Consider the following 22,701-nt stretch of genomic DNA (forward strand, 5'->3'; position numbering starts at 1 on the left):
CGAAAGGATTAGACCGCATGGAATTTTGGAATCCCGTCTTATTATCACTTCGAATTACGTTAGTTGCAAGCTTGATCGTTATGCTGCTAGGTATTGCCGCTGCTTGGCTCCTGAGTGCACGCCAGTTTCGGGGCAAGACGCTGTTGGAGACGTTTTTTATGCTGCCGCTTGTGCTCCCGCCTACCGTAGTTGGCTTTATACTGTTAATGCTGTTTGGCCGTACCAGTTCCGTAGGACGCCTTATTGAAGCGGTGCTTGGGCATCCACTCGTGTTTCATTGGACTGGTGCCGTATTAACCGCAGTCATTGTCTCTTTCCCGCTTGTCTATCAGACGTTAAAGTCTGGCTTCAACGATGTAGATCCTTTGATCGAGCAAGCCGCACGTGCCGAAGGCGCCAATGAATGGCAGGTGCTTCGTTTCATAACTATGCCGCTCGCAGCACGATCGCTGGTTACTGCATACGTGCTTGGCTTTACACGAAGTATCGGTGAGTTCGGCGCAACGTTAATGGTGGCAGGCAACATCCCGAACGTTTCGCAAACGGTCCCCACCGCGATCTACTTCGCTGTTGACGCAGGCCACACTGGAAAGGCTTGGGCCTGGTCAGGTTGTATGATCGCGTTTTCGTTTCTGCTGCTGTTTGCCGCCAATCGAAAAGCTGAGCGCTAATGAGACCTTGCTTACTTGTATGAGGGTGTCACCTTACCTTTACTAATAGCGCGAATACAATCTAACAGCCTGGAAGGGCTTGAAAGTCCTACTGCCATTTCAGGCTGCTCGTGTTCTATTGGCGCTGCTCGATTGATATGTACTGGGGTGGAACAGCATCGGCTAACCATTAGTTTCATGTAATCCATGCGCTTACCCTCTTTCCATTTCTGTCGTATTTATTAATTTGACTTGGGTCAGAACAATTGTCTGCTTGCGGTATACTGACTCCATTTTACTAGATTTAGGTTATTTATGTTAAACAACTTATTCTCGTCTCAAGAGGCCCTCTATGAAAAAAGAAACCTTGGAACAGGCTCAAAGCCAACCAAGATTTCTAATAGAGTGAATAGGTTCTCCCTCTTCGTATTGATACTTTTTGTCTGTTATCGCATGACTTTAATTAGAGCACCTAGTTCCTCATGCCCGTAGCCAGCATCTAAAGCCTTCTTAAAAAGCCCTTGCGCAAAAACCGGAAATGCATCGTTAATGCCAGCTTCACGGGCTTGCTCCATAAGAAGCCCCACTGTTGTCATACACATATTTATGGAACTGTTTGGCTGATCATAAGTTTCAGTTTGAATCACTTCGCTCTCGTATTTGATAACATCACCGACAACTTGCGAGACATGAGCAATCATGGACCCAAAAGCATCTACGCGAAGTCCATCTGATTCAAGGATACGTGCCGCATGGAAAAAGCCGAGGTACGAACCAAATAAGTAAGAGAGAAACGCTAATTCTGTGGAAGACGCTGCGCTAACTTGCTCACCAAAATAAGGCACATTCCCAGCCAGACATTTAAGAACAGACTCACTCTGTTGAAAAGCGGTAGTGGAGCCTGATGTGAAGATTGTAGCGTCCACCTTGCCCATCTGGGGTGGTGAAGCCGCTATCGCTCCATCGAGATAATCCGCATCTTGCTCTTTAGCCCACGTTTCATTGTCACGTGCTTGCTGAGGACTGCCTGTGCTCAACTGGACAAGTATGCGACCTGCGAGAGCCGATTTGGCCTCCTCTGTATCTAAAATACTGTATGAAGTGTTGTAGTCAGAAACACAGATGATCGACACAGGGCTTGCGCTTATAGCAGATGCAGCACTGTGTGCCAGAACAGCACCTTCCTTGATGAGCGGGTCCGCCTTTGCACTCGTCCGATTCCATACCGTTACGTGATGACTATTTTGAAGCAGCACTCGTGCAATGGATGTGCCCATTGCTCCTAAACCAATGACAGATACATGACTCATATTAATGCCTCCATATCAAATAAGTATTAATTTACACACCCCAAGAGCCTTTTCCCTATTAACATTCGTACGCAAGTGGGCTGCCACAGCCGTTATGTAGCAATCCGTCTGATGTAAACTGGTCAACTTCCCTAGGTCTTTTCCTTACATACTCAAATTAGTCGGAATTAAATGCCGTTGTATGATTTCAAGCCCATCAATCATGGACACAAAATGGTGAAAAGCTGGTTCAGACTTGAGCTGCCCCATTGCAGCTAATGCCTTATCCATATCGGTCCAATAAATAATGTCCGTCCACTGGATTTCATCTGACGTATGCAGCAATGTTCTCCCTTTAAACCCCGCTACTCTAGTTTCCAACACCTCACTTAGTGCCGTAGCTGCCTCGCAAAAACGGAGTTTATCCGTCCCTTCCTTCAACTCGAATAACACCAATTCCATTACGTACTGCTGATTTCTCTGCTCCATTTATGATCCCTCTCCATCCTTTTGTTTGAATTGACTTCGAAATTAAGCATACGAGATAATAGTGACAAGTAATGGCACTATTTATTTTTTTATGAATAAGGAGCACACGACCTATGCACAAAGCGCAGCGACTCATTCAACTTATAATGCTAGTCAATGAGCGAAAGCAATTTACAATACAAGAAATGGCAGATGAATGCGGCGTTTCACGGCGGACGATGATGCGCGATTTGATGGAACTGGGTGAACTGGGTGTACCTTTTTATTCCCAGGCAGGCCCTGGAGGGGGATATCGTGTGCTGCGGGAGAAAGTGCTGCCGCCCATCAGTTTCACAGAGCATGAGGCAATTGCATTGTTTTTTGCCTGTCAATCATTACACAATTACAAGTCTCTCCCCTTCAAAAATGAAGTGGCGACCGCATTGCACAAGTTTTATCACTACCTGTCGAGTGACCTAAAGCAAAAAATCGAACGTATGCAACAACGGCTCGTATTCTGGATACCGCCACATGAGATGGATGTTCCGTTCTTGAAGGAGCTGCTTGAGGCTGCATTGGATCAGCGCGTCGTCACGATCATATACGAAGCGGCTTCTCGTCGGGAAAGAATGATTCACCCCCTCGGCTTATACACGATGAACGGGTTATGGTACTGCCAAGCTTACTGCTTTTTGGCAGAGGATTATCGAGTGTTTCGCGTGGATCGCGTGAAAGATTTCTCTGATGAGGCTGATCAAAGTAAAAGGTTAAATACAGATGAGGAGCACATTCAGACCTGGATCATGCGAATGGATGAAAGTGATACGCTGGAGCTTGAAGTGGATTTGACCCCAGAGGGGGTGCGACGATGCCGATCAGATTTATGGCTGACGCAAGGTGTGGAGATACATGAGGACGGCTCAGGAAAGATTCGCACAAAGATGAGTACATCGTATATATCATGGGCAGTGCATTTTTTTCTTGGCTTAGGCTTGGAAGCGAATGTGAAGCGCCCCCAAGTCGTGCGCGAACAAATACAACATAAGCTCAAGGAACTAACCATACAATACGAACATTAAAGGAGTACTGCCAACAAAACAAGAATTGTTGGCAGTACTCCCGATGACATGCCTTCGCTACATAACAAAATAGAATCCAGCAAGAAAGTTGTGTCTGCTACATGCAACTATAGCTACTCACTTCCGCCCCTTACCTTCCACTCTGCTTCTTATACTCCAGCGGACACATGCCAATTCGATTTTTAAACAAGCGGCTAAAATAATACTGATTTGTGTACCCTACCTTAATTGCGAGGTCACCGATCTTAATATTGTGCATCGTATGATCCAGCAGTTCCTTGGCCTTCGATAGCCGTAGTTCTGTGACGTATTCGAGAAACGAAGCTCCCAGCTCTTGCTTCATTCGTTTGCTCAAGTAGGTATGATTCATATGAAACAAGGCTGCTACTTTCGAGACCGTCAGCTCGGGGTCCTGATAATGGCCGTTAATATAATCCGTCACTTTCACCATAAGTACAGAGCCATCCTCTCTATGTGAAGCGGTCTCCTGATAGGCAGCACGTGCTGGTGGCTCTGACAAATTAGGATATAAACCGCTCAAATGCTGGTCCAGCCTAACAAGCAGCCGCTTTAAATCGCTCTTCGGCACCGGCTTGAGCACATAGTCATAAGCATGCAGTTGCAAAGCCTGCCGTGCATATTCAAACGTATCGTAGCCGCTCACGATGACAGCCACCACCTCGCCGTAGCGGCAGCGAATTAAACGCAGCAAATCCAGTCCGTTTACTTCAGGCAAATTAATATCAACAAACAGCACATGCGGTGCGATAGATTCCATCAGTGCTAACGCATCCTCGGCATTTCGGGCTTCGGCTGAAACCTGAAAGGGCAGATGACTTTCCTGCACATACTGCTTTAACCCTTTACGAATAATCGATTCGTCGTCAATGATCATAACGTTCCACATGGTGTCTTCCCTCCAATGGCAGCGTGAGCAGCATCTGCGTACTCCCTTTGCCGCTTTGAATGTGCAAGCCGTAAGGCTCACCGTATGCCAGTCGTAGTCGATGATCCACACTATACAAGCCGAAACCGAGAACCCCCTTCTGCGGCACGCCCGCCAACAGCGCCTCTTGAATGCTGGCAAGCGATGCTTCTGGAATGTCGATTCCGTTGTTAGCTACCTCCAACAGAAGACACTGTTCTTTCTTATACGCTCGAATTGAGATTTTACTCTTCCGATTAACTAACGGCTTGATGCCGTGGTATATCGCATTCTCGACTAGCGGCTGCAACAGAAAACGAATAATGGGGTAGTGACCAATGCACTCGTCATAGAACAGTTCATACTCCAATATTTCTTCATAGCGCACACATTGAATATGCAAATAACTTTCCACATGATGAAATTCCTGTTCCAACGTAACGTACTGGCTCCCATTGCCCAGCCCTAGACGAAAATAGGTGCTGAGCGCCTCTACCATCTCCACAACGTCATCTGCACCATGATCGGCTGCCATCCATTGAATCGTATCCAGTGTGTTGTACAGGAAATGAGGCTTAATCTGCTCTTGGATCAGCCTTAACTCCATTTCCTTTTTTTCATGCTCATACTGGTACAACTTCACAAGCATCTGATTAAAGCTCCTGCCTAATTCACCAATCTCGTCCTTACGCTGTTCATTAGATCTCACCTCTTGGTCCCCATCCTCGACTTGCTTCATTACACGCTGCAAAGCTCTAATTGGCTTCACGATGGAAGCGGCAAGCAGCACTAACAACACGAGTAAAAAGATACCGATCACACTACCCGTCAGCAGTGCCGAGCGTTGTGTTTGCTTCATTCCTTGTGACAACTGTGACTTTGGCAATTGAAATGTCAGCGTCCAGCCTGGAACGTTTCTGATCGCAGCAGTGAACAGCGCCATCTGCTCGGCTCCCTTTGGTGCTTCGTTTCGCTTGGCACCTAGCTGATCTCCAACCAACAGCTTGCCCATCCCATCATATACATAAATGTCCTGTGCGATTTCTTGCATCTTTCCGATAGGAACAGCCGCCGCAATATAAGCCACCTCATCATCAGCGAGCGGTTTGACACGGTGCAAAATGACCACAATGTCCGCTTGATTGGCATGTGACTGGATCACATCACTAATCACATACGATTGCTCTGAATAGAGCAGTTTCTGGTAATAAGGTCTTCCTACAATAGAAAAGGGTTTATCGTTCAACGAGCAAGAATTGCCTGAGCGATCTACAACTCGAATAGACTCATACGCCTCCCGCTTCGTCTCCACTAGCTGCCCGATTTCGTGCAGCAGTTCCTCCTTCCCCCATTTATGCTCAGACGCAAGCGAAGCGAGCAACTCTACCTCCCCGACCCGCTGCTCAAACCAATAAGCGATCTGATCGCTGCGTGCGTTAACGATTTGTTGGGTCAAGCTCTTATTAAGCGGAATCACAGTGCTTTCCATCTCCAAATGAATCGTTACAAGTAAAGCTATAAACAACAAAACAAAGCATCCGCCGACATAATACGTTATTTTTCGTTGTAAGGATCTCATAGTTGTATTACAACACGTTCGTCGTTTAGATCAAATGAGGTGAATCACTAGCCCGAAAAGGATAAAAAAAGGACAGTCTGTGCAAATACTTTTGCCGCCATCTCTTCTATACTTAACTTTGTAATACTTTTCACAAGTTAATCAACTAGGAACAGCCTGTGAAGCACTCCTGCTTTACATTTTATAGATAGAGTGCACGCGGTCTATTTAGTGAATAAATTCACTATATACACCCATCTCCACAGGCAAACCCATCATCCCAACTTTCAGGAGGAATTATGCGTACACAAACTACCAAACTATTATCTGTCGTTCTCATTTTATGTCTAGTCTTCTCGCTGTCAGCTTGCGGGTCAACTGACAAAACGGCTTCGAAATCAGAAGGAACCGTAAAAGAAATTGGTGTCGGTAATGGCAAACACGGTGATATTAAGGTTGAAGTGACCTTTGCAGACGGAAAAATTACAAATGTCGACGTGTTAGAGCAAAAAGAAAATGAGGTGCTGGCCGAGCCAGTATATACACAATTAAAAGATAGCGTAATTCAAGCCAACAGCGCCACCGTGGATGCGATTAGCGGATCTACCGCCACCAGCAAAGGTTATTTAGAAGCGATTCAAGATGCTATTACCAAGTCTGGCCTGACACTAGCAGCAGTTACTGCCGTTGGAAGCAGCAAAAGCAAAGAGGAAACGGAACAGACCTTTGATGTTGTGGTTATAGGCGCGGGCGGCGCAGGCTTCAGCTCTGCGATTGAAGTGAAAAAGGCGGGCGCAAGCGTTGTTATTTTAGAAAAAATGCCAACAGTTGGTGGCAACACCCTTATATCGGGTGGAGAGATGAACGCACCAAACACTTGGGTGCAACAATCTTTAGGCATTAAAGACGATACACCTGAATTGTTCTATCAAGACACCTTGAAGGGTGGAGACAATCTGGGTAAACCTGAAATGGTCAAAATTTTGGCTGAGCAAGCCCTTGCTTCCGCTGAATGGCTGCGTGACGAGATTAAGGTTGAATTTCTGCCAGATCACCTGTTCCAATTTGGCGGTCACAGTCGCAAGCGCGCCTTAATTCCTGTAGGCCATACAGGTGCGGAATTAATTAAGAAGCTAAAAGCCAAAACCGACGAGCTGCAAATTCCTGTCAAAACTTCCATGAAAGCAGAGAAGCTGTTAACAGATGCAAACGGCCGAGTAAACGCAGTTGAGGCAACTAGCAAAGATGGTCAAAAGATTACGTTCCATGCTAATAAAGGCGTTGTTATCGCTACAGGTGGCTTCGGTTCAAACGTGGAAATGCGTAAAAAATACAATCCGGTCCTTGACGAAAGCTACATGTCCACAGATACACCAGGTACTACTGGCGATGGTATCGTAATGGCACAGGAAATTAAAGCCGGCATTACAAATATGGAAAATATCCAAACCTACCCGATTTGTAATCCAAAGACAGGTGTCATCTCACTTGTTGCTGACTCACGTTTCGACGGCGCTATTTTGATTAATCAAGGCGGTCAACGATTCGTCGAAGAGTTAGAACGTCGGGACGTTATTTCAAAAGCAATTCTTGCGCAAGAAGGCAAGTATGCCTATCAGTTATGGAACCAGCGTATAGCCGATATCGGCAAAACGATCGAAGCTCACCAAGACGAATATGATCAATTAGTAAAAGATGGCCTCCTCTATAAAGCAAACACAATTGAGGAAGCAGCTGAATTTTTCAAGATTGATCCGAAAACACTACAAAATACGGTGAACAAAGTCAATGCATATGCAAAAACAGGCAAAGACTTGGACTTTAAACACCGCAGCGGACTGGTGTCCCTTGAACAAGGCCCTTACTACATTCAAAAGGCAGTGCCTTCAGTGCACCATACGATGGGTGGTCTTGTCATCGACAAGGATACACGCGTGTTGGACGAATCCGGCAAAATTATTGCTGGCTTATACGCAGCAGGTGAAGTAACAGGTGTCGTTCACGGCGCCAACCGCCTTGGCGGCAACGCGATTGCAGACATTATTACGTTTGGACGTATTTCAGGCCAAACGATTACCAAGTAAGGAATAGGCTCTACCTATACAGCCAGCCTATTCATAAAGAACAGCCCCTCTTCCTCTATTAAGGGATGAAGGGGCTGTTCCTTTTTTCAGCGCTCACACGCTTACAATTGTTGCTTTAAGCAAGCTTTGAGCAACAAGCCGGCTCATGGAACTGTTCTTATTCTTGAACAGCCTCCAACACCGCCTCGATATGTCCCTTCACTTTTACATTGCGCCATGCTTGTTTCAACTTGCCTTCTTCGTCAATGAGAAAGGTGGAGCGTACTATCCCGAAGTATTCCTTACCGTACAGCTTCTTTAATTGCCACACACCAAATTGTTCAGCTACCTGATGTTCCTCGTCAGACAGCAATAGAAACGGCAGTTCATACTTGCCTGCAAATTTGGCATGCGACTTTAACGGATCAGGGCTAATTCCGATAACAGTCGTATTCCATTTTTCAAAGTCGCCATGAAAGTCACGAAAATCACAGGACTCCTGCGTACAGGCCGGCGTATTATTTTTCGGATAAAAATACAAGACGACCTTCCGTCCTCGATAGTTGCTTAAACTGACATTTTGGTCGGATGAGCCTGGCAAGGTAAAGTCTGGAACAAGTTGTCCTATTTGCAAAGTCTCTGACATGGTCAGCACCTCTCATTTCCTTTTTCATTTCGCATTTTATTCCTATGTATAACGGATGAAGTCCTTTTAGCTTAACATATGTATATCTTGCCGACCAACAAATGAGGCTAAAGCAACATAAAAGAGGATGCCCCCTGCCCCTACGACATGTCAGACACCCTCTTCTCCTATATAATTTTTACGAATTAAGAGCCTGCACCACGATATTTTTTGATGCCAATATTCCATAACGTTAATCCAATTGCAAATGCGACGATGCCAACAAGCGGTGTATAAAGCGCCAACTGCTTCATTCCTTTACCTGTTATAAAATAAGAAGCGGGGATAATACCAACAAAAGCAAAGGGTAGTATCCAAGTTAGCAGCACCTGAATGAAGCGGTTATAAATAGTCATCGGATATCGGCCATAGCTCTGAATATTGTATACAAGCGGCAAAATGCCTGTTGGTGCATCTGAGTAGAAAGAGATAGACGTAAGCGCAATGTATATACCAAAATAAATCATAACTGAGCCGACAATCATAACAAGCAGAACCCCTACCTCAAGCAGCCCGAATGGCAATCCAAGCCGCACCCAACAAATGCCCATCATCACCGTTCCGATAAAGGAGCCGATAACTGCGGGCGGGTCAACATTTTCGAGCAAAATCTGAAACAGGTTATAGGCAGGCCGCGTCAGGATGCGATCCATCTCGCCTTTAACAATGTAACGCTCACTGAACCCCCACAAATTAAAGAAGCAAATAAACAAACCGTAGGGAATCATAAAGTATCCATATACAAATACCATCTCATCTCTTGTCCAGCCTGCTAGCGTCGGCGTGTGCATAAAAACGACAAAAATAAAGATCAGGTTAGTCGCCTGAAAAAGTAAATCCGACAAGACCTCAATCCAGAAGTCTGCCCGATAGGTCAGACGCGTTTTGGCGTAATTTTTCAAATATTCTCCTACAAGTCCCATATAATACATCGTCGTCTACCCCCCTTGCACGAACAAACGATGGCGGGCCGAGCGCCATAACACAATAATCGGTAACGTAAGAATGACCAGCCAGACGACTTGTACCGCCATAACACCTAATATGTCTCCATTTGGGACACGTCCCGTAAATACGGAGCTTGGCAGATACGTTATAGCTTGAAAAGGCAGCCATTCATTTAATCCTTTCAGCCAGCCTGGGAAAAATGAAATCGGAACGATAACACCTGAAAACAGGTCCACTACAACCCGCTTCATACGCATCATTCCTTCATTATTTTCAATAAAGAACGCGGAAAGTCCCGTAATAATATTAATCTGTGAATTAATCAAGAAGCTCATAAACAGCATCCATGCAAATGTAGCCCATAGCTTCGGATCATGAGGCAGCTTGACCGGAAACAACAAACAAGCAATAACTAAGCCAGGAGTCATAAACAACAGCAGCCGGAAGCATCCCTCTCCAAGACCTTGCATCATTTTGACAACAATGTAGTTGTACGGTCTTATAAATTGAATCGCCACGCTGCCGTCACGAATTTCACCTGCAATTTCACGATCCAAATTGTTAAAGTAAAACGCCCGTGCCATCCAGGAAACGGCAATATAAGTCGTCATCTGATCAGCGGTGAAGCCTGCTAACGTTCCTTGTCCTCCGTATATTGCCTGCCACGTAAAATAATACACTCCAATGTTAAGCGTATAAATTAAAATACCGGAATAATAGTTAACCCTGTAAGCGAGCATAGTTAGGAAACGCATCCGGATTAGTTCCACATAAGTGCTCATCATGACTCAGCCCCCGCTTTGGCATTTGCAGTGGCGGCTTCATTCTTGGCTTGCTTTTGCTCCGATTGTGCTGGCGTATGGCTTGATTCGTGCGGTTGAGATGCTGCTGTGAGCGACTGTGGCGACTGTGAAATGTCCGAAGACACCTCTGCCGCCTGTGCAGCGGCTGTGGCCGACTGCTGCAACATTTCAATGGCAGGTGCGCTGGCAGAGCCTGTCTTGTAAATCTCACGCACAATATCATCTGTATTCGTCTCATGAATACTTAGATCGCTAATCGCCGTCTGACTAACGATTCGTGCGATCACATCCGATACGTTGCTGTCTGTAGGCACAAATACGCTAGCTTGCATGCTTGAGGTCTGCTCCCAATTTACCGCCATGCCAGAAGTGAGCGCCGTCAACATTTCGGCTGTCATCGGCTTCGCAAACTCCAGTCTTACTTCCCTGCCTTTGCCCCACGTCGCTCGTAACGTATCCAATCCGCCGTCATAGATGATATTGCCATCATCCAACATTATAACCCGCGAGCATAAGGCTTCAATATCTTGCAGATCATGTGTCGTCAATAAAATCGTCGTGCCGTATTCCTTGTTCAAATGTAGTAAAAATTCCCGAATTTCGGTCTTCACGACAATATCAAGACCGATCGTAGGCTCATCCAAAAACAATACTTCCGGTTGGTGCAGCAATGCCGCTACCAGCTCACAGCGCATTCGCTGTCCAAGACTAAGCTTGCGGACAGGTCGATGCAGCAGATCCTGCAATTGCAGCCGCTCAATTAATTCATCCAATCTGCGCTTAAAGTCTTCTTCTGATACGCGATACACTTTGCGCAGCAGCCGGAATGACTCGATCACACCGATGTCCCACCATAATTGGCTGCGTTGTCCGAACACAACGCCAATGTGCTTCACAAAAGCCTCCCTCTCCTTATGAGGCACGTATCCCTGCACATGAATTGATCCTGACGTAGGTACCAGTATGCCCGTAAGCATCTTGATCGTCGTTGATTTGCCTGCCCCATTCTCTCCGATATACCCACAAATTTCTCCTTGAGGAATCGAAAACGAGATATCCTTTACGGCAGCCACTTCGTTATATTCACGCTTAAATAGATCCTTAAAAGCACCCTTTAAGCCCTCACGGTTCCGCTGTACCTGAAACGTCTTGCGCAGCAGTTCCACTTCGATTGCATTCATTTAAGTTGTGTCCACCTTTCTCCCCTTAATGTCTTGCCAATTCTCTTCCGTCAGTATACCCATTTCATTGATAATCACGGTTCAAAACTCGTATAATAGGAGAGATATGGTTATGGGGTTAACCCACAATGTCTAATATATCATGATATCGACCTGGTATGAATGCATCGGAACCGACATCTGGTACCCGCTTCCTTATTTCCGACTGCGGAAAGGACGGAGACTATAACATGAAATGGATCTACAGGAAATGGAAACCTCTTTTACTCACCTTTACCTTGATACTTATAGCGGGTACAGGTTCGTATGTATGGTGGCTTTATGACAGCTTGAACAGCTTGAGCAAGGATCAACAGCACACTCGGTTCCCGACCTCAAGCGTTGCCACAATGGGCACGAAGCCTGCTCCTGAACCACCAAAGTGGGAAGGCGAAGAGCGTGTTAACATTTTGTTATTGGGTGCCGATACACGCGGTCTTCAGAAGACGGACAGCCCGCGCACCGATTCCATGATTATAGCTTCCATTGATCCGTTAACGAAGAAAGCTCACCTGATGTCTGTCATGCGAGATACTGTCGTGGATATTCCGAACATAGGGCAAGATCGCGCCAACACTGTGCTTCAGGCGGGTGGTCCCCAGCTTGTGATGCAGACGATCGGCAGATGGACAGGTCTCGATATTCAATATTATGTCTATACCGACTTTGAGGGCTTTATTGCGCTTATCGATGCTCTGGGAGGCATTGAGATGGACGTCGAGAAAGATATGGACTACACAAGCAAAGCTGACAAACACCAGTACGATATTCATCTTAAAAAAGGCAGGCAGCTGCTTGACGGCAGCAGCGCGCTCCAATACGTTCGCTTCCGGCACGATGCATTGTCCGATTACTCGCGTACGAAGCGTCAGCGTGAAATGCTCTCCGCAGTCGCCCAGAAGATGAAATCCGCTTGGTCAATTTTGACATTTCCGAGCTTGATTCACAAAATGTCACCCTACGTGGAGACTAACTTAACAGCTGATGACATGATCAAGCTTGGGGTGCTTGGAATGCAAATCGATGTGGGGCCCAGTCAGCAGCTTCCGCCGACAGATTTAATAGTGGAAAAACGTATTCATAACGCCGCAGTGCTCGGGGTAAAGAGTGAAGAGGAGCTGCGGATGTACATTAGGCAATTGCTTGAAGAGAATGGTGCTGCAACCTCTGTCGCCCCCCACTAATAGCAGCGAATACTCGAAAGTGGGAATACCTCTGACATAACCTATAACAATTTAACTCGTTGACGTTACTTGTAGGATTCAGGTTTGCAGCCATCTGGCTCAGACCAGCAAGTTAATCATTCAACGACCACCATAAGGAGATGGAGAAACTTGATGATGCAACCTCGCGAACGCTCCGCACAATTATACGAAGAAGCACTTGAACATATCGTAGGCGGGGTAAACAGCCCTTCCCGCTCGTTTAAAGCAGTAGGCGGTGGTGCGCCTGTCTTTATGAAACGCGCGCAAGGCGCCCATTTCTGGGATGTGGACGGCAATACATATATTGATTATCTCGCGGCCTACGGCCCGATTATTACTGGGCATGCCCATCCGCACATTACACAGGCGATTACACGAGCGGCTGAAAATGGTACGCTGTACGGCACGCCTACGGAACTGGAAATTCAACTGGCGCGGATGCTCAAATCCGCTATCCCTTCAATGGACAAAGTACGCTTCGTCAATTCTGGAACTGAAGCGGTCATGACAACGATTCGTGTTGCCCGTGCCTATACGAAGCGCAACAAGATTATTAAGTTTGCCGGCTGTTACCACGGCCATTCGGATTTAGTACTTGTGGCGGCTGGCTCCGGCCCTTCGACACTTGGTATACCAGATAGTGCCGGCATTCCTGCCAGCATCGCCCAAGAAGTCATCACGGTGCCATTTAACGATCTCCCTAGCCTCAAGGCTGCGCTCGAACATTGGGGAGAGGATGTTGCCGCCGTAATGGTTGAGCCTATTGTTGGCAACTTTGGTATGGTAATGCCCCATGAAGGATATTTGGAAGGACTATGCAAGCTAACACGTGAATATGGCGCATTGGTCATCTACGATGAAGTTATTAGCGCCTTCCGCTTCCATTATGGATCGACACAGACATACAGTGTCTTTTCGGATCATGCTGCTATTGAGCCTGACTTGACTGCACTTGGCAAAATTATTGGTGGAGGACTGCCAATTGGTGCCTACGGTGGACGCAAGCACGTTATGGAGCAAGTCGCGCCGCTCGGGCCTGCTTATCAGGCAGGCACAATGGCAGGCAATCCAGCCTCCATTGCGGCAGGTATTGCTTGTTTGGAAGTGCTGCAAGGCGAAGGCGTATATGAACGTATGGAAGAGCTTGCTATCCGCTTGACTGCTGGCATCCAAGAAGGGGCTGCTCGTTACGGCATTCCGCTGACGATTAACCGGATTCGCGGCTCCTTTTCAACACACTTCTGTAACCATCCGGTTACCAATTATGAGCATGCTCAGGACACGGATACAGAAGCGTTTGCCGCTTACTTCCGACACATGCTGAATCAGGGTATTAATTTGGCTCCGTCCAAATACGAAGCCTGGTTCCTCACCACTGCGCATACCGATGAGGATATCGCCAAGACGATTGAAGCTTCACATGAGAGCTTCCGTCGAATGGCCCAAAGCTAGCTCATCTTCGTGATCACGTAGGAGCTTAACAACAATACCCCCGTATTCGCAATTAGCGAATACGGGGGTATTTAAGTTCGGGATAACGCTAACAGTTAGCTGCAATCGCTTACCTGTAATCCTGTGAATCATCAACTATCCTTGTTCATTCATCTTGTCTGTATAATACACAGCGACACTAATACAAGCGGCTCCCATCAGCCAGCTTACGATCACCTGCCACACCTGCTTCAGGTCTATAAGTAAGCTGCACGCAATAAACAGTAAAGCCCCTATACAATTACACCATACAATCAGGCGGTACTTCAGCATGCTTCCGATTCCCCCGTCCGCACATGAATGTCCTTGATTATGTCTTCTTTTGAAAATGGAAATAGGAATACTGTACCATTCTAATTATAACGATATGAGTCATTAGACTCAATAATGTTTTGTTTTTTACAGGTGAACATTAGGATCTATAACAAAACACCCCGCAACGGATGTGCGTTATTCAACGGAATAACGAACCCATTGCGGGGTGTTCTATTCATGAAGCTTTGTCACACTTCTCACGTTAGACACGTTTAAAGTTAGAGCTTCTTAATTTCTTCTTTAAGCAGCTCAGACTGGGTACCGAATACCACTTGTACGTTACCTTTGCCTAATCGCATAATACCTGCTGCTCCCAACGCCTTCAATCCAGACTCGTTAACCAAGCTGTCATCTTTCAGCGTCAGACGAAGACGAGTAATACAAGCTTCGTTTGTAATGATGTTATCTTTGCCGCCGATATTTTCCAATACTTTAACAGCTTTTTCTTTAAGTGTGCTATTAGCTGCACTAGCTGTTGCCGCACTGGACTCTTCTGTTTCGACTTCGCGTCCAGGTGTCTTCAGGTTCAGCTTCACGATAAGGAAGCGGAATAAGAAGTAGTAAACTACGAAATATACAAGTCCGATTGGGATCAGCAGCAATGGCTTAGTCGCAAGCGGGAAGTTAAGCGCATAGTCAATGAATCCGGCCGAGAAGCCAAAGCCGTGCTTGATTCCCCACAAAGCAGTAATTACACCAGAGAGGCCGGACAATACAGCATGCACTACGAACAATACAGGAGCCGCAAACATAAACGCAAACTCGATTGGTTCTGTTACACCTGTCAGGAATGAAGCAAATGCAACCCCCATAAAGATCGATGCTACAGCTTTACGTTTTTCAGGACGCGCAGTGTGAATAATGGCAAGCGCTGCACCTGGCAAAGCAAACATCATAATCGGGAAGAAGCCTGTCATAAACATACCTGCTGATTTGTCTCCTGCGAAGAAGCGAGTAATATCGCCTTTCACAACTTCACCTGCAGCATCTGTAAATGTACCCAATTGGAACCACGCAATGTTGTTCAAGATATGATGCAAGCCCGTTGGAATTAACAAACGGTTAGCTACCATAAAGCCACCAGAACCAATTGCACCTAAACCAACAACCCAGTTACCGAATGAATCAATCGCTTGTTGTACAGGACCCCAAACAATCGCAAAAGCAAGACCGATAATAATAATGGAAACGGATGTAACCATCGGAACAAATCGTTTTCCGCCAAAGAATCCTAACCAATCAGGCAACTTGATATTATGATACCTATTGTACATAAAGGCAGCCAAGCACCCTGCTAATATACCACCTAATACACCCATATCCAATTTCAAGTCATCCGGAATGAAGCTGAAAATACCAGGAGTGATCTCCAATATTTTCATAAGAATAATATGAGCAAGCACTGCCGCTAGTGCAGCAACTGCATCTCCCGCTAATCCTATTGCAATAGCTACTGCAAATATGAGCGGTAATTGTTTAAAGATGGTATCCCCACCTGCAAGTAAAAATGGAGCTACATAATGGTTCAAAAACTCGCCTGCAGCGCCCATGTGAAAATCTTTCACGTAGTCAATAGCGCCGAATCGAAGTAAAATTGCCGCCGCCGGAAGAGTTGCTACCGGAAGCATCAATGCTCGACCAATTTTTTGCAAAAAGGCTAGCATGACATGTTCCTCCTTCATGTGAATAAGTAAAGTATGGATAAAAGGTTAAAGAATTATTCGATAACCTGTCATCACCGTTAGGGATGATAATTAAAGCGTTAACACTTTCTAAAGATGGGACCGTCGAGGTCTAAGAACAGGTCCTTGATGAAGCGGTTACTTCTTGTATCAGAACAAAAAAAGCATGAGCCTGCAGCATGTGTGTAATTACCTATACCCGTTATGGATATAGGTCACACATTCCCGCAAGCTCATGCCTAGTCGTACTAGTAACACGCTTGTAACGTGGAATTATTCAAAATCCTTCTGAAACAATCGGTACAGGTGCATCGCAATGTATGCAACCTCATCATCTGATACATTCATATTCAACGTCTTCGCCATTAATGCCCCGCATTCCTTCGCTACTCCAAATTCATACGGCACCATATCCATCAGCTTATCCCGAAATGGATTACGTGAATGTTCACCTTGGCGAATCCGTTCAATCGCAAATCGTAAATGGGTTATTAATCGCAAGTAATCAATACTATCCTTAGGGATCTGGCTGCCTCGTCGCTCTTCAATGAGAACGACCAGTTCTTTCAGCAAGTGATTGTACTGCACCACATTACCTACGGGAACATGAGCCACAGCAGATTGAATATGAATGGTCAGGAAGCCAATCTCGTCTTCCGGAATGACAATTCCAAATGCAGAACCGATTAACTCAGCTGCTTGGGTTGCTACTTCATACTCCTTAGGATTCAACGTGCGTATTTCCCAAAGAAACGGATTCTCTATCGAAATATCATGTCGGATTCGGTATAAGGCATATTCAATGTGGCTTGGAAGAGCCAAATGAATGTGCTCATTCAGATCAGGTGTCAGTTGTTCGGATACCAAGGAAATAATTCGCTCGGACACCATAATAACTTCGGCGTCAATCTGCTCCAGAATCATCTGATACTGTGATAAATGCTGCTCACTAGCCAGCGAGAACTTCTTCTCAATGCGAGCATCGGAATGCTCTATGGAAGCGCTTGGCTTCGCACCAAACCCGATTCCCTTGCCCATGAGAATAGTTTCTTTGTTCGACCACACATCGTTTGCCAATACGACATTGTTGCTTAATGCACGTATAATCTCAAAGCGACGCTCGTCCGACAACATAAAGCTCCTTCCTCATGAGTAATGCAAAGAGAAGTTGGTTGTGGAAACGTTTTCGCTTCTTGGCGTTCAGCCGAAACGTAACCCCATTTTAAGTCAAGCATTTTCGAAAGTCAACTCATAATATGATTATATTCTGTTTCCTGTCCAAATATAGCTTCTTCTCTAAAATAACCATTTTTGAACTACCCAATTTTAAAATAACTTGCGTCAAAAACGTGATAGAGGAAGGGCTTATAGGCGCCCTTCCTTCTATATGTGCTACAGCATCAGTTCTTGAACCGCAGGTACACGCTCGTGAACGAGTCGTTGAATATCCTCTTCATGCTCCATCATCAATGCCTCTTCAGCCAACTGCTTCAGTTCATCGCGATTCAGACGATTGATCAACACACGCGCAGGCAAAACAGAGCTTGCACTCATGCTGAACTCATCGAGGCCAAGACCAAGCAAGACTGGAATAGCCGTCAAGTTGCCGGCCATCTCGCCACACATACCAGCCCATTTGCCTTCCTTATGCGCTGCATCAATGACCATACGAATCAAACGAAGCACAGCTGGGTTAAATGGCTGTGTAAGATGGGATACCTTCTCATTCATGCGATCCGCAGCCATCGTATATTGAACAAGGTCGTTTGTGCCAATCGAGAAGAAATCAACTTCCTTAGCCAGCTGATCCGCAATGATAGCGGCAGCCGGTACCTCGATCATCATGCCGACCTCCATGTTTTTGTTGTAAGCAATGCCTTCGGCATCCAGTTCTGCTTGTGTTTCCTTCAAAATTTCATTAGCCGCACGCAGTTCAGCAAGCGTAGAAATCATCGGATACATCAGCTTAATGTTGCCGTGTGCACTTGCACGTAGAATAGCCCGTAGTTGTGTCTTAAACAGATCTTTACGATCCAAGCAGATCCGAATGGCACGGTAGCCCAGGAATGGATTCATTTCCTTCGGCAGCTCCAAATACGGCAGCTCTTTGTCACCACCGATATCCAGCGTGCGAATGACGACTGGCTTATCCGCTCCTAACGTTTCCACTACTGTCGAGTAGCTATGGTACTGTTCTTCCTCGGTTGGGAAGCTGTCGCGCCCCATATAAAGGAATTCTGTACGGAACAAGCCTACACCCTCAGCACCGTTGTTGCGGGCGCCAAGCGCGTCTTGTGGATTGCCAATATTAGCAACAAGCTCTACTTCATGGCCATCAGCCGTGATTGAAGGCTTTTCTTTGTACAGCTTCATTTCTTCTTGACGTTTCTCAAACTTGGCTTTCATCTGTTCATACGTCGATAACGTTTCAGCATCTGGATTGACCAGGATTATCCCTTTTGCCCCATCCAAAATAATCATATCTCCGTCTTTCACCGTTTCGGTAGCGGATTGAAGACCGACAACAGCTGGGATCTCCATGGAACGCGCCATAATGGCAGAGTGCGAGGTGCGCCCACCGATATTGGTAGCAAAACCAGCCACTTTGCTGCGATCAAGTGTAGCGGTATCGGACGGCGTCAAATCGTGCGCAAACAACACAACTGCTTCATGAAAATCGCTAAGCGATGCGTTTCTCTTGCCGGTCAACACACTGAGAACTCGCTGGCTCACATCACGGAAATCGGATGCACGCTCGCGCATATATTCATTGTCCATACTTGTAAATATATCGATCAATTGTTGGGTCACTTCCTGCAATGCAAATTCCGCATTTACAGCCTCTGAACGTACCTTTTCAATTGCTTGCCCGATAAATTCCTCATCTTGAAGCACCAGAATATGCGTCGCAAAGATCTCCGCATGGTGCTCGCCAAGCTTCGCTGCGGTATCTTCCTTGATCTGCTCTAATTCCGCCATTGCTTGATTTACAGCCTGTTGCAAGCGTGTTGCTTCCGCATCCACGTCTGCTGCTGCAATCTGTTTGCGTTCAACTACAGTTGTTTGCTCTTGCATAATAAATGCCGGTCCAATTGCATAGCCAGATGCCGCTGCGATCCCTTTAAGTTGCATGTCGGTTTCTCCACTCCTTTAGAAGATATAATACATAACGCGTATATAGTAAGGTTTTTATCTCTATAGTCTAAAATTCCATGTAAAGCCTGATATCGACGAAAGGACGCAAGTCCCCCGTCTATTTGAATCACATCATAAATTAGTCAAGTACAGACTCAATGATGCTTCCTACAGCTTCAAGTGCTTCTGCCGCTTGCTCGCCTTCGGTAATAACGGTAACGGAATCGCCTGCTTTCATACCTAGTGTCAATACGCCAGTAATACTTTTGGCGCTAACTTTGCGTCCGTTAAATTCCAAGGAAATTTGTGCATTAGCAAATTCGCTTGCTTTTTTCATGATAGCGCCAGCCGGGCGTGCGTGAATACCTTGTGGGTTTTTAATTGTAAATTGTTTTTCCATGATCGTTTGCTCCTATTCTTTAGTAAGGTGTGAAACCGCATGTCTTTTGTTAACTTTTGAAGTTTTAATGATTGCTGCGGTTTCATTCATTTGTACAGCTTCGCTTCATTTATGTGTGAACTCATTTGTTTGTGTAGTTTCATGCATTTGGTCAGTTCATTTGTTTGGTCAGTTCAATCATTTACTTACTTCATTCATTGCTCAATTCATTCATTTGCTTAGTTCATCATTTGTGAGGCATCATTTATTTCAAAGTAATTTCCATCAATTCAGATGAGTTGGCCGTTGCTTGGCCTTGGTTCACTTTCAGCTCAGCTACAATGTCACCGTTTGCTACGATGATCGGTGTAATGACAGGCAATCCTGCTTCTTTAATTTGAGCGATATCAAAATCAATCAGCTTGTCGCCTTTTTTCACTTTGTCACCTGATTTCACATAGGTTGTGAACGGTTTACCTTGCAGTGAAACTGTGTTTACTCCAATATGAACCAGCAGCTCCAAGCCAGACTCATGTCCAAGCACCAAGGAGTGATGTGTGTCGATCAAATGAATGACGTGGCCATCAAAAGGTGCAACCAAGCTGCCTTGCTCAGGCTCGATCGCAATGCCGTCACCGATAATTTTTTGAGCAAAAGCCGGGTCTGGAACTTGCTCCAATGGTACTACTTTACCTGTAATAGGTGCTGTAATTGAAATCGATTTTTTCTTTTTCCCAAATCCAAACATGAGAATTCCTCCTCGATTAGTCCATATTATTGTCCGCAACGCTGTATCTAATGTTGGCCATAAGCTCTCTTCTGCGGCTACACAACAAAACCAAAAAAGGCATGCGCTGAAGCATGCCGTCCACCCCGTGAACAGCCGCTTAGCTCATGCCTAGTCGTACTAGTAACACGCTATCTTGCAGTGTAAAATTCATCACTCATTCTAACATGCTGAATCGGCGGATGCAAGCGAGCAAGGCGGCTACAGAAGTATTGCCAGTATGTGCTAAGTTACACAACAGCAGTGCGGACTTTACTTACTCCTAAGATGCTCCTGTTGCGTGCAATTCATACGATTCATTACCCTGTATTACGCACTTGAAGCGAAATGGGATTCAGTTGTCGATTATATTTATCGACTTTCCGTCACTCACTGTTGCAATTTAGACACATTAAGCTTAGATACGGTTCGAAATTACCGCTTAGATTACCGCATAGGTTTATAACTTTTCGAACGAGTTTATAATTTACCTAACCGGTTTATAACTTACCGGATTTATCATAACTTAAGGCCGAAATTCGAGCTTATTGCTCGCAATTGCCGTGGGTGTCAGTTGGTTAAGCTCATTTTTCCGCCTTATGTTCTTCATTTGCACCCATGCACACGTTATGATTGTGACATCAGCTACCTTTAAGACTGGAATGCTCGCTTAACCCCCGCAGTTTTTCCTCACAGATAGAAAATAAGATCGCTTTCCCGCCTTATCCCAGCATTCTCTCTCATGTCCATCATTGTCCATCGTTGTCCATCGTTATCCAACGATATTGATAGTTATTCATCGTTTTCACTAGGTATCTACTGGTGTCATCGGTTCCCTAAGTATCACACGTAACCCTCATTATTCATCCTGCCCGCACTACGCTTCCCACAGCGTACACATTCAAGTAACCGCGCGCTCATCTAATCACTGCACTAGATGGGCTGCACTTCTTCACCGACGATTATTTAACCAAATTAACCATATTAATTACTCACACTCGAATGTCACAACTATAATACTTGCTGCTACTCGTTAATGATGCACATACTGTAGCTTCGTATTGAAAACTACGTATTCAACATTACTTACTAGAGTGGCTAAAATGGTGCCTATTAAATGTTTAACGCTGCTCATTCAAATCTACTCATTTATGACAGCACATAATGACCTAATCCATCTCGCCTTCATCCAGTAATGTATTTAGTCTAGTATGGCATTCTGTAATCACATAACTGCGTAAGCTAACTGCACGCCATCCGCCACCAGCTTTGTGTTCATTTCTGCCGGCAAACTACGATCCGTAACTATTCCCGTTAACTCCCCCACACCTGCAACTGAAAACAAAGAGGTGCGTCCAACCTTCGTATGGTCAAACACCGCATAAGTAGCTTCAGCCTGTCTCATCAACATACGTGCGGTCTGTGCTTCCAACTCCGAGTAAGTGGTTATCCCTTTCGTTATGGAGAATCCATCTATCCCCATAAACAACTTCTCGATGTTCAAATGCTCGATTGTCCGCTCAGCAAGTGGTCCACACAGCTCAAACGAATTGTTGCGCATTACACCACCAATCACAACAACTTGTAGTCCCTCACTGTCAGAAAGCTCCATCGCAATATTAACCGCGTTAGTTACAACCGTAATCCCTCGCCGCTGCTTTAATAGCTTGGCAATTAAATACGTCGTAGTGCCGCCTGTTAAACAAATACTGTCGCCTTCTTCAATATAATCTACAGCACGTTTGGCAATAGCTTCTTTCTCCAGCCAAAGCATGTTCTTTTTCTCCTGAAATGTCACTTCCCGAACAGAGCTGCCACTTTCATATAATGCACCGCCAATCGTGCGAATAAGCTCACCGTTTCGCTCTAGCAGGTCCAAGTCTCTTCTTGCCGTCGCCTCAGAGCAATCAAATTGCGTAATGATTTCTGCAATTGAAATGCGGCCGTGCTGTTTCAATTCCTGCATGATCTGATGACGGCGGAGTTCGCCCTTAGACATAGAGTCATTCATTCTTCCTGTTCTCTCCTATTCTGGTCTTG

At 45.6% G+C, this 22,701-nt stretch carries 20 protein-coding genes; 5 read left to right on the plus strand and 15 right to left on the minus strand.

Going from position 1 to position 22,701, the window contains the following annotated elements:
* Nucleotides 1-17 precede the first annotated feature (17 nt).
* On the plus strand, nt 18-671 hold the full coding sequence (modB, locus tag H509_RS0107815; protein WP_036696718.1) for a molybdate ABC transporter permease subunit: 654 nt from the start codon (nt 18-20) through the stop codon (nt 669-671).
* Nucleotides 672-1,096: 425 nt separating this feature from the next.
* Here modB and H509_RS0107820 read toward each other — a convergent pair whose 3' ends face one another.
* Together H509_RS0107820 and H509_RS0107825 are read right to left on the minus strand one after the other, a co-directional pair.
* Nucleotides 1,097-1,960: an NAD(P)-dependent oxidoreductase gene (locus tag H509_RS0107820; RefSeq protein ID WP_028544593.1), complete on the minus strand. Its 864-nt coding sequence runs from the start codon at nt 1,958-1,960 to the stop codon at nt 1,097-1,099.
* Nucleotides 1,961-2,104: 144 nt separating this feature from the next.
* Nucleotides 2,105-2,428: a hypothetical protein gene (locus tag H509_RS0107825; protein WP_028544594.1), complete on the minus strand. Its 324-nt coding sequence runs from the start codon at nt 2,426-2,428 to the stop codon at nt 2,105-2,107.
* A 113-nt stretch (nt 2,429-2,541) separates the two neighbouring features.
* Here H509_RS0107825 and H509_RS0107830 point away from each other — a divergent pair, with 113 nt between their 5' ends.
* On the plus strand, nt 2,542-3,486 hold the full coding sequence (locus tag H509_RS0107830; protein ID WP_028544595.1) for a helix-turn-helix transcriptional regulator: 945 nt from the start codon (nt 2,542-2,544) through the stop codon (nt 3,484-3,486).
* A gap of 130 nt (nt 3,487-3,616) precedes the next feature.
* Here H509_RS0107830 and H509_RS0107835 read toward each other — a convergent pair whose 3' ends face one another.
* Both H509_RS0107835 and H509_RS26705 read right to left on the minus strand, forming a co-directional pair.
* The gene (locus H509_RS0107835) at nt 3,617-4,393 is read right to left on the minus strand and encodes a response regulator transcription factor (RefSeq protein WP_028544596.1); all 777 of its coding nucleotides are present in this window, start codon (nt 4,391-4,393) and stop codon (nt 3,617-3,619) included.
* Nucleotides 4,371-5,990 (minus strand): sensor histidine kinase, encoded by a 1,620-nt coding sequence (locus H509_RS26705; RefSeq protein ID WP_084159115.1) that lies wholly within the window; start codon nt 5,988-5,990, stop codon nt 4,371-4,373. The genes H509_RS0107835 and H509_RS26705 overlap by 23 nt, the downstream gene beginning before the upstream one ends.
* A gap of 278 nt (nt 5,991-6,268) precedes the next feature.
* Here H509_RS26705 and H509_RS0107845 point away from each other — a divergent pair, with 278 nt between their 5' ends.
* Entirely contained in the window at nt 6,269-8,053 is a 1,785-nt protein-coding gene (locus H509_RS0107845; RefSeq protein ID WP_036696720.1) for a flavocytochrome c, read from the plus strand.
* Between the two features lie 157 nt (nt 8,054-8,210).
* Here H509_RS0107845 and bcp read toward each other — a convergent pair whose 3' ends face one another.
* The 4 genes from bcp to H509_RS24640 all read right to left on the minus strand — a co-directional run bounded on the left by bcp (nt 8,211) and on the right by H509_RS24640 (nt 11,649).
* Nucleotides 8,211-8,678, minus strand: coding sequence for a thioredoxin-dependent thiol peroxidase (gene bcp / locus H509_RS0107850; protein ID WP_036696724.1), 468 nt, complete (start codon nt 8,676-8,678; stop codon nt 8,211-8,213).
* A gap of 185 nt (nt 8,679-8,863) precedes the next feature.
* Nucleotides 8,864-9,649 (minus strand): ABC transporter permease, encoded by a 786-nt coding sequence (locus H509_RS0107855; RefSeq protein ID WP_028544599.1) that lies wholly within the window; start codon nt 9,647-9,649, stop codon nt 8,864-8,866.
* A 6-nt stretch (nt 9,650-9,655) separates the two neighbouring features.
* Nucleotides 9,656-10,450: an ABC transporter permease gene (locus tag H509_RS0107860; RefSeq protein ID WP_028544600.1), complete on the minus strand. Its 795-nt coding sequence runs from the start codon at nt 10,448-10,450 to the stop codon at nt 9,656-9,658.
* Nucleotides 10,447-11,649, minus strand: a complete 1,203-nt coding sequence (locus tag H509_RS24640) for an ABC transporter ATP-binding protein (RefSeq protein ID WP_084159116.1) — start codon at nt 11,647-11,649, stop codon at nt 10,447-10,449. Before H509_RS24640 ends, H509_RS0107860 begins: the two co-directional genes overlap by 4 nt.
* Before the next feature lie 230 nt (nt 11,650-11,879).
* On the opposite strand from H509_RS24640, the gene H509_RS0107870 reads away from it, so the two are divergent.
* Nucleotides 11,880-12,872, plus strand: coding sequence for an LCP family protein (locus H509_RS0107870; protein ID WP_051286888.1), 993 nt, complete (start codon nt 11,880-11,882; stop codon nt 12,870-12,872).
* A 153-nt stretch (nt 12,873-13,025) separates the two neighbouring features.
* Complete coding sequence (locus tag H509_RS0107875) at nt 13,026-14,345, plus strand: glutamate-1-semialdehyde 2,1-aminomutase (protein ID WP_028544602.1); 1,320 nt, start codon at nt 13,026-13,028, stop codon at nt 14,343-14,345.
* A 135-nt stretch (nt 14,346-14,480) separates the two neighbouring features.
* Here H509_RS0107875 and H509_RS27585 read toward each other — a convergent pair whose 3' ends face one another.
* From H509_RS27585 to H509_RS0107910, 7 genes are all read right to left on the minus strand, one after another.
* Nucleotides 14,481-14,657, minus strand: coding sequence for a hypothetical protein (locus H509_RS27585; RefSeq protein ID WP_157277540.1), 177 nt, complete (start codon nt 14,655-14,657; stop codon nt 14,481-14,483).
* A 260-nt stretch (nt 14,658-14,917) separates the two neighbouring features.
* Nucleotides 14,918-16,363, minus strand: a complete 1,446-nt coding sequence (gene nagE / locus H509_RS0107885; protein WP_028544603.1) for an N-acetylglucosamine-specific PTS transporter subunit IIBC — start codon at nt 16,361-16,363, stop codon at nt 14,918-14,920.
* Nucleotides 16,364-16,654: 291 nt separating this feature from the next.
* Nucleotides 16,655-17,515 carry a PRD domain-containing protein gene (locus tag H509_RS0107890; protein WP_036696727.1) on the minus strand — a complete coding sequence of 287 codons (861 nt, stop codon included), beginning with the start codon at nt 17,513-17,515 and terminating at the stop codon, nt 16,655-16,657.
* A gap of 258 nt (nt 17,516-17,773) precedes the next feature.
* Nucleotides 17,774-19,513: a phosphoenolpyruvate--protein phosphotransferase gene (ptsP, locus tag H509_RS0107895; RefSeq protein ID WP_028544605.1), complete on the minus strand. Its 1,740-nt coding sequence runs from the start codon at nt 19,511-19,513 to the stop codon at nt 17,774-17,776.
* 142 nt (nt 19,514-19,655) lie between these two features.
* Entirely contained in the window at nt 19,656-19,916 is a 261-nt protein-coding gene (locus tag H509_RS0107900) for an HPr family phosphocarrier protein (protein WP_028544606.1), read from the minus strand.
* Nucleotides 19,917-20,160: 244 nt separating this feature from the next.
* Nucleotides 20,161-20,643, minus strand: coding sequence for a PTS sugar transporter subunit IIA (locus H509_RS0107905; protein WP_028544607.1), 483 nt, complete (start codon nt 20,641-20,643; stop codon nt 20,161-20,163).
* 1,243 nt (nt 20,644-21,886) lie between these two features.
* Nucleotides 21,887-22,672, minus strand: a complete 786-nt coding sequence (locus tag H509_RS0107910; protein WP_028544608.1) for a DeoR/GlpR family DNA-binding transcription regulator — start codon at nt 22,670-22,672, stop codon at nt 21,887-21,889.
* Between the last annotated feature and the right edge of the window lie 29 nt (nt 22,673-22,701).

Origin of the sequence: Paenibacillus taiwanensis DSM 18679 (assembly GCF_000425125.1) — a bacterium.
In the GTDB taxonomy this organism is placed as follows: Bacteria; Bacillota; Bacilli; order Paenibacillales; family Paenibacillaceae; genus Paenibacillus_B; species Paenibacillus_B taiwanensis.

Excerpts from the sequence above, each read along its gene's own strand:
- modB (WP_036696718.1), top strand. The coding sequence starts at position 18 with ATGGAATTTTGGAATCCCGTCTTATTATCACTTCGAATTACGTTAGTT.
- H509_RS0107820 (WP_028544593.1), bottom strand. The coding sequence starts at position 1,960 with ATGAGTCATGTATCTGTCATTGGTTTAGGAGCAATGGGCACATCCATT.
- H509_RS0107825 (WP_028544594.1), bottom strand. The coding sequence starts at position 2,428 with ATGGAGCAGAGAAATCAGCAGTACGTAATGGAATTGGTGTTATTCGAG.
- H509_RS0107830 (WP_028544595.1), top strand. The coding sequence starts at position 2,542 with ATGCACAAAGCGCAGCGACTCATTCAACTTATAATGCTAGTCAATGAG.
- H509_RS0107835 (WP_028544596.1), bottom strand. The coding sequence starts at position 4,393 with ATGTGGAACGTTATGATCATTGACGACGAATCGATTATTCGTAAAGGG.
- H509_RS26705 (WP_084159115.1), bottom strand. The coding sequence starts at position 5,990 with ATGAGATCCTTACAACGAAAAATAACGTATTATGTCGGCGGATGCTTT.
- H509_RS0107845 (WP_036696720.1), top strand. The coding sequence starts at position 6,269 with ATGCGTACACAAACTACCAAACTATTATCTGTCGTTCTCATTTTATGT.
- bcp (WP_036696724.1), bottom strand. The coding sequence starts at position 8,678 with ATGTCAGAGACTTTGCAAATAGGACAACTTGTTCCAGACTTTACCTTG.
- H509_RS0107855 (WP_028544599.1), bottom strand. The coding sequence starts at position 9,649 with ATGTATTATATGGGACTTGTAGGAGAATATTTGAAAAATTACGCCAAA.
- H509_RS0107860 (WP_028544600.1), bottom strand. The coding sequence starts at position 10,450 with ATGATGAGCACTTATGTGGAACTAATCCGGATGCGTTTCCTAACTATG.
- H509_RS24640 (WP_084159116.1), bottom strand. The coding sequence starts at position 11,649 with ATGAATGCAATCGAAGTGGAACTGCTGCGCAAGACGTTTCAGGTACAG.
- H509_RS0107870 (WP_051286888.1), top strand. The coding sequence starts at position 11,880 with ATGAAATGGATCTACAGGAAATGGAAACCTCTTTTACTCACCTTTACC.
- H509_RS0107875 (WP_028544602.1), top strand. The coding sequence starts at position 13,026 with ATGATGCAACCTCGCGAACGCTCCGCACAATTATACGAAGAAGCACTT.
- H509_RS27585 (WP_157277540.1), bottom strand. The coding sequence starts at position 14,657 with ATGCTGAAGTACCGCCTGATTGTATGGTGTAATTGTATAGGGGCTTTA.
- nagE (WP_028544603.1), bottom strand. The coding sequence starts at position 16,363 with ATGCTAGCCTTTTTGCAAAAAATTGGTCGAGCATTGATGCTTCCGGTA.
- H509_RS0107890 (WP_036696727.1), bottom strand. The coding sequence starts at position 17,515 with ATGTTGTCGGACGAGCGTCGCTTTGAGATTATACGTGCATTAAGCAAC.
- ptsP (WP_028544605.1), bottom strand. The coding sequence starts at position 19,513 with ATGCAACTTAAAGGGATCGCAGCGGCATCTGGCTATGCAATTGGACCG.
- H509_RS0107900 (WP_028544606.1), bottom strand. The coding sequence starts at position 19,916 with ATGGAAAAACAATTTACAATTAAAAACCCACAAGGTATTCACGCACGC.
- H509_RS0107905 (WP_028544607.1), bottom strand. The coding sequence starts at position 20,643 with ATGTTTGGATTTGGGAAAAAGAAAAAATCGATTTCAATTACAGCACCT.
- H509_RS0107910 (WP_028544608.1), bottom strand. The coding sequence starts at position 22,672 with ATGAATGACTCTATGTCTAAGGGCGAACTCCGCCGTCATCAGATCATG.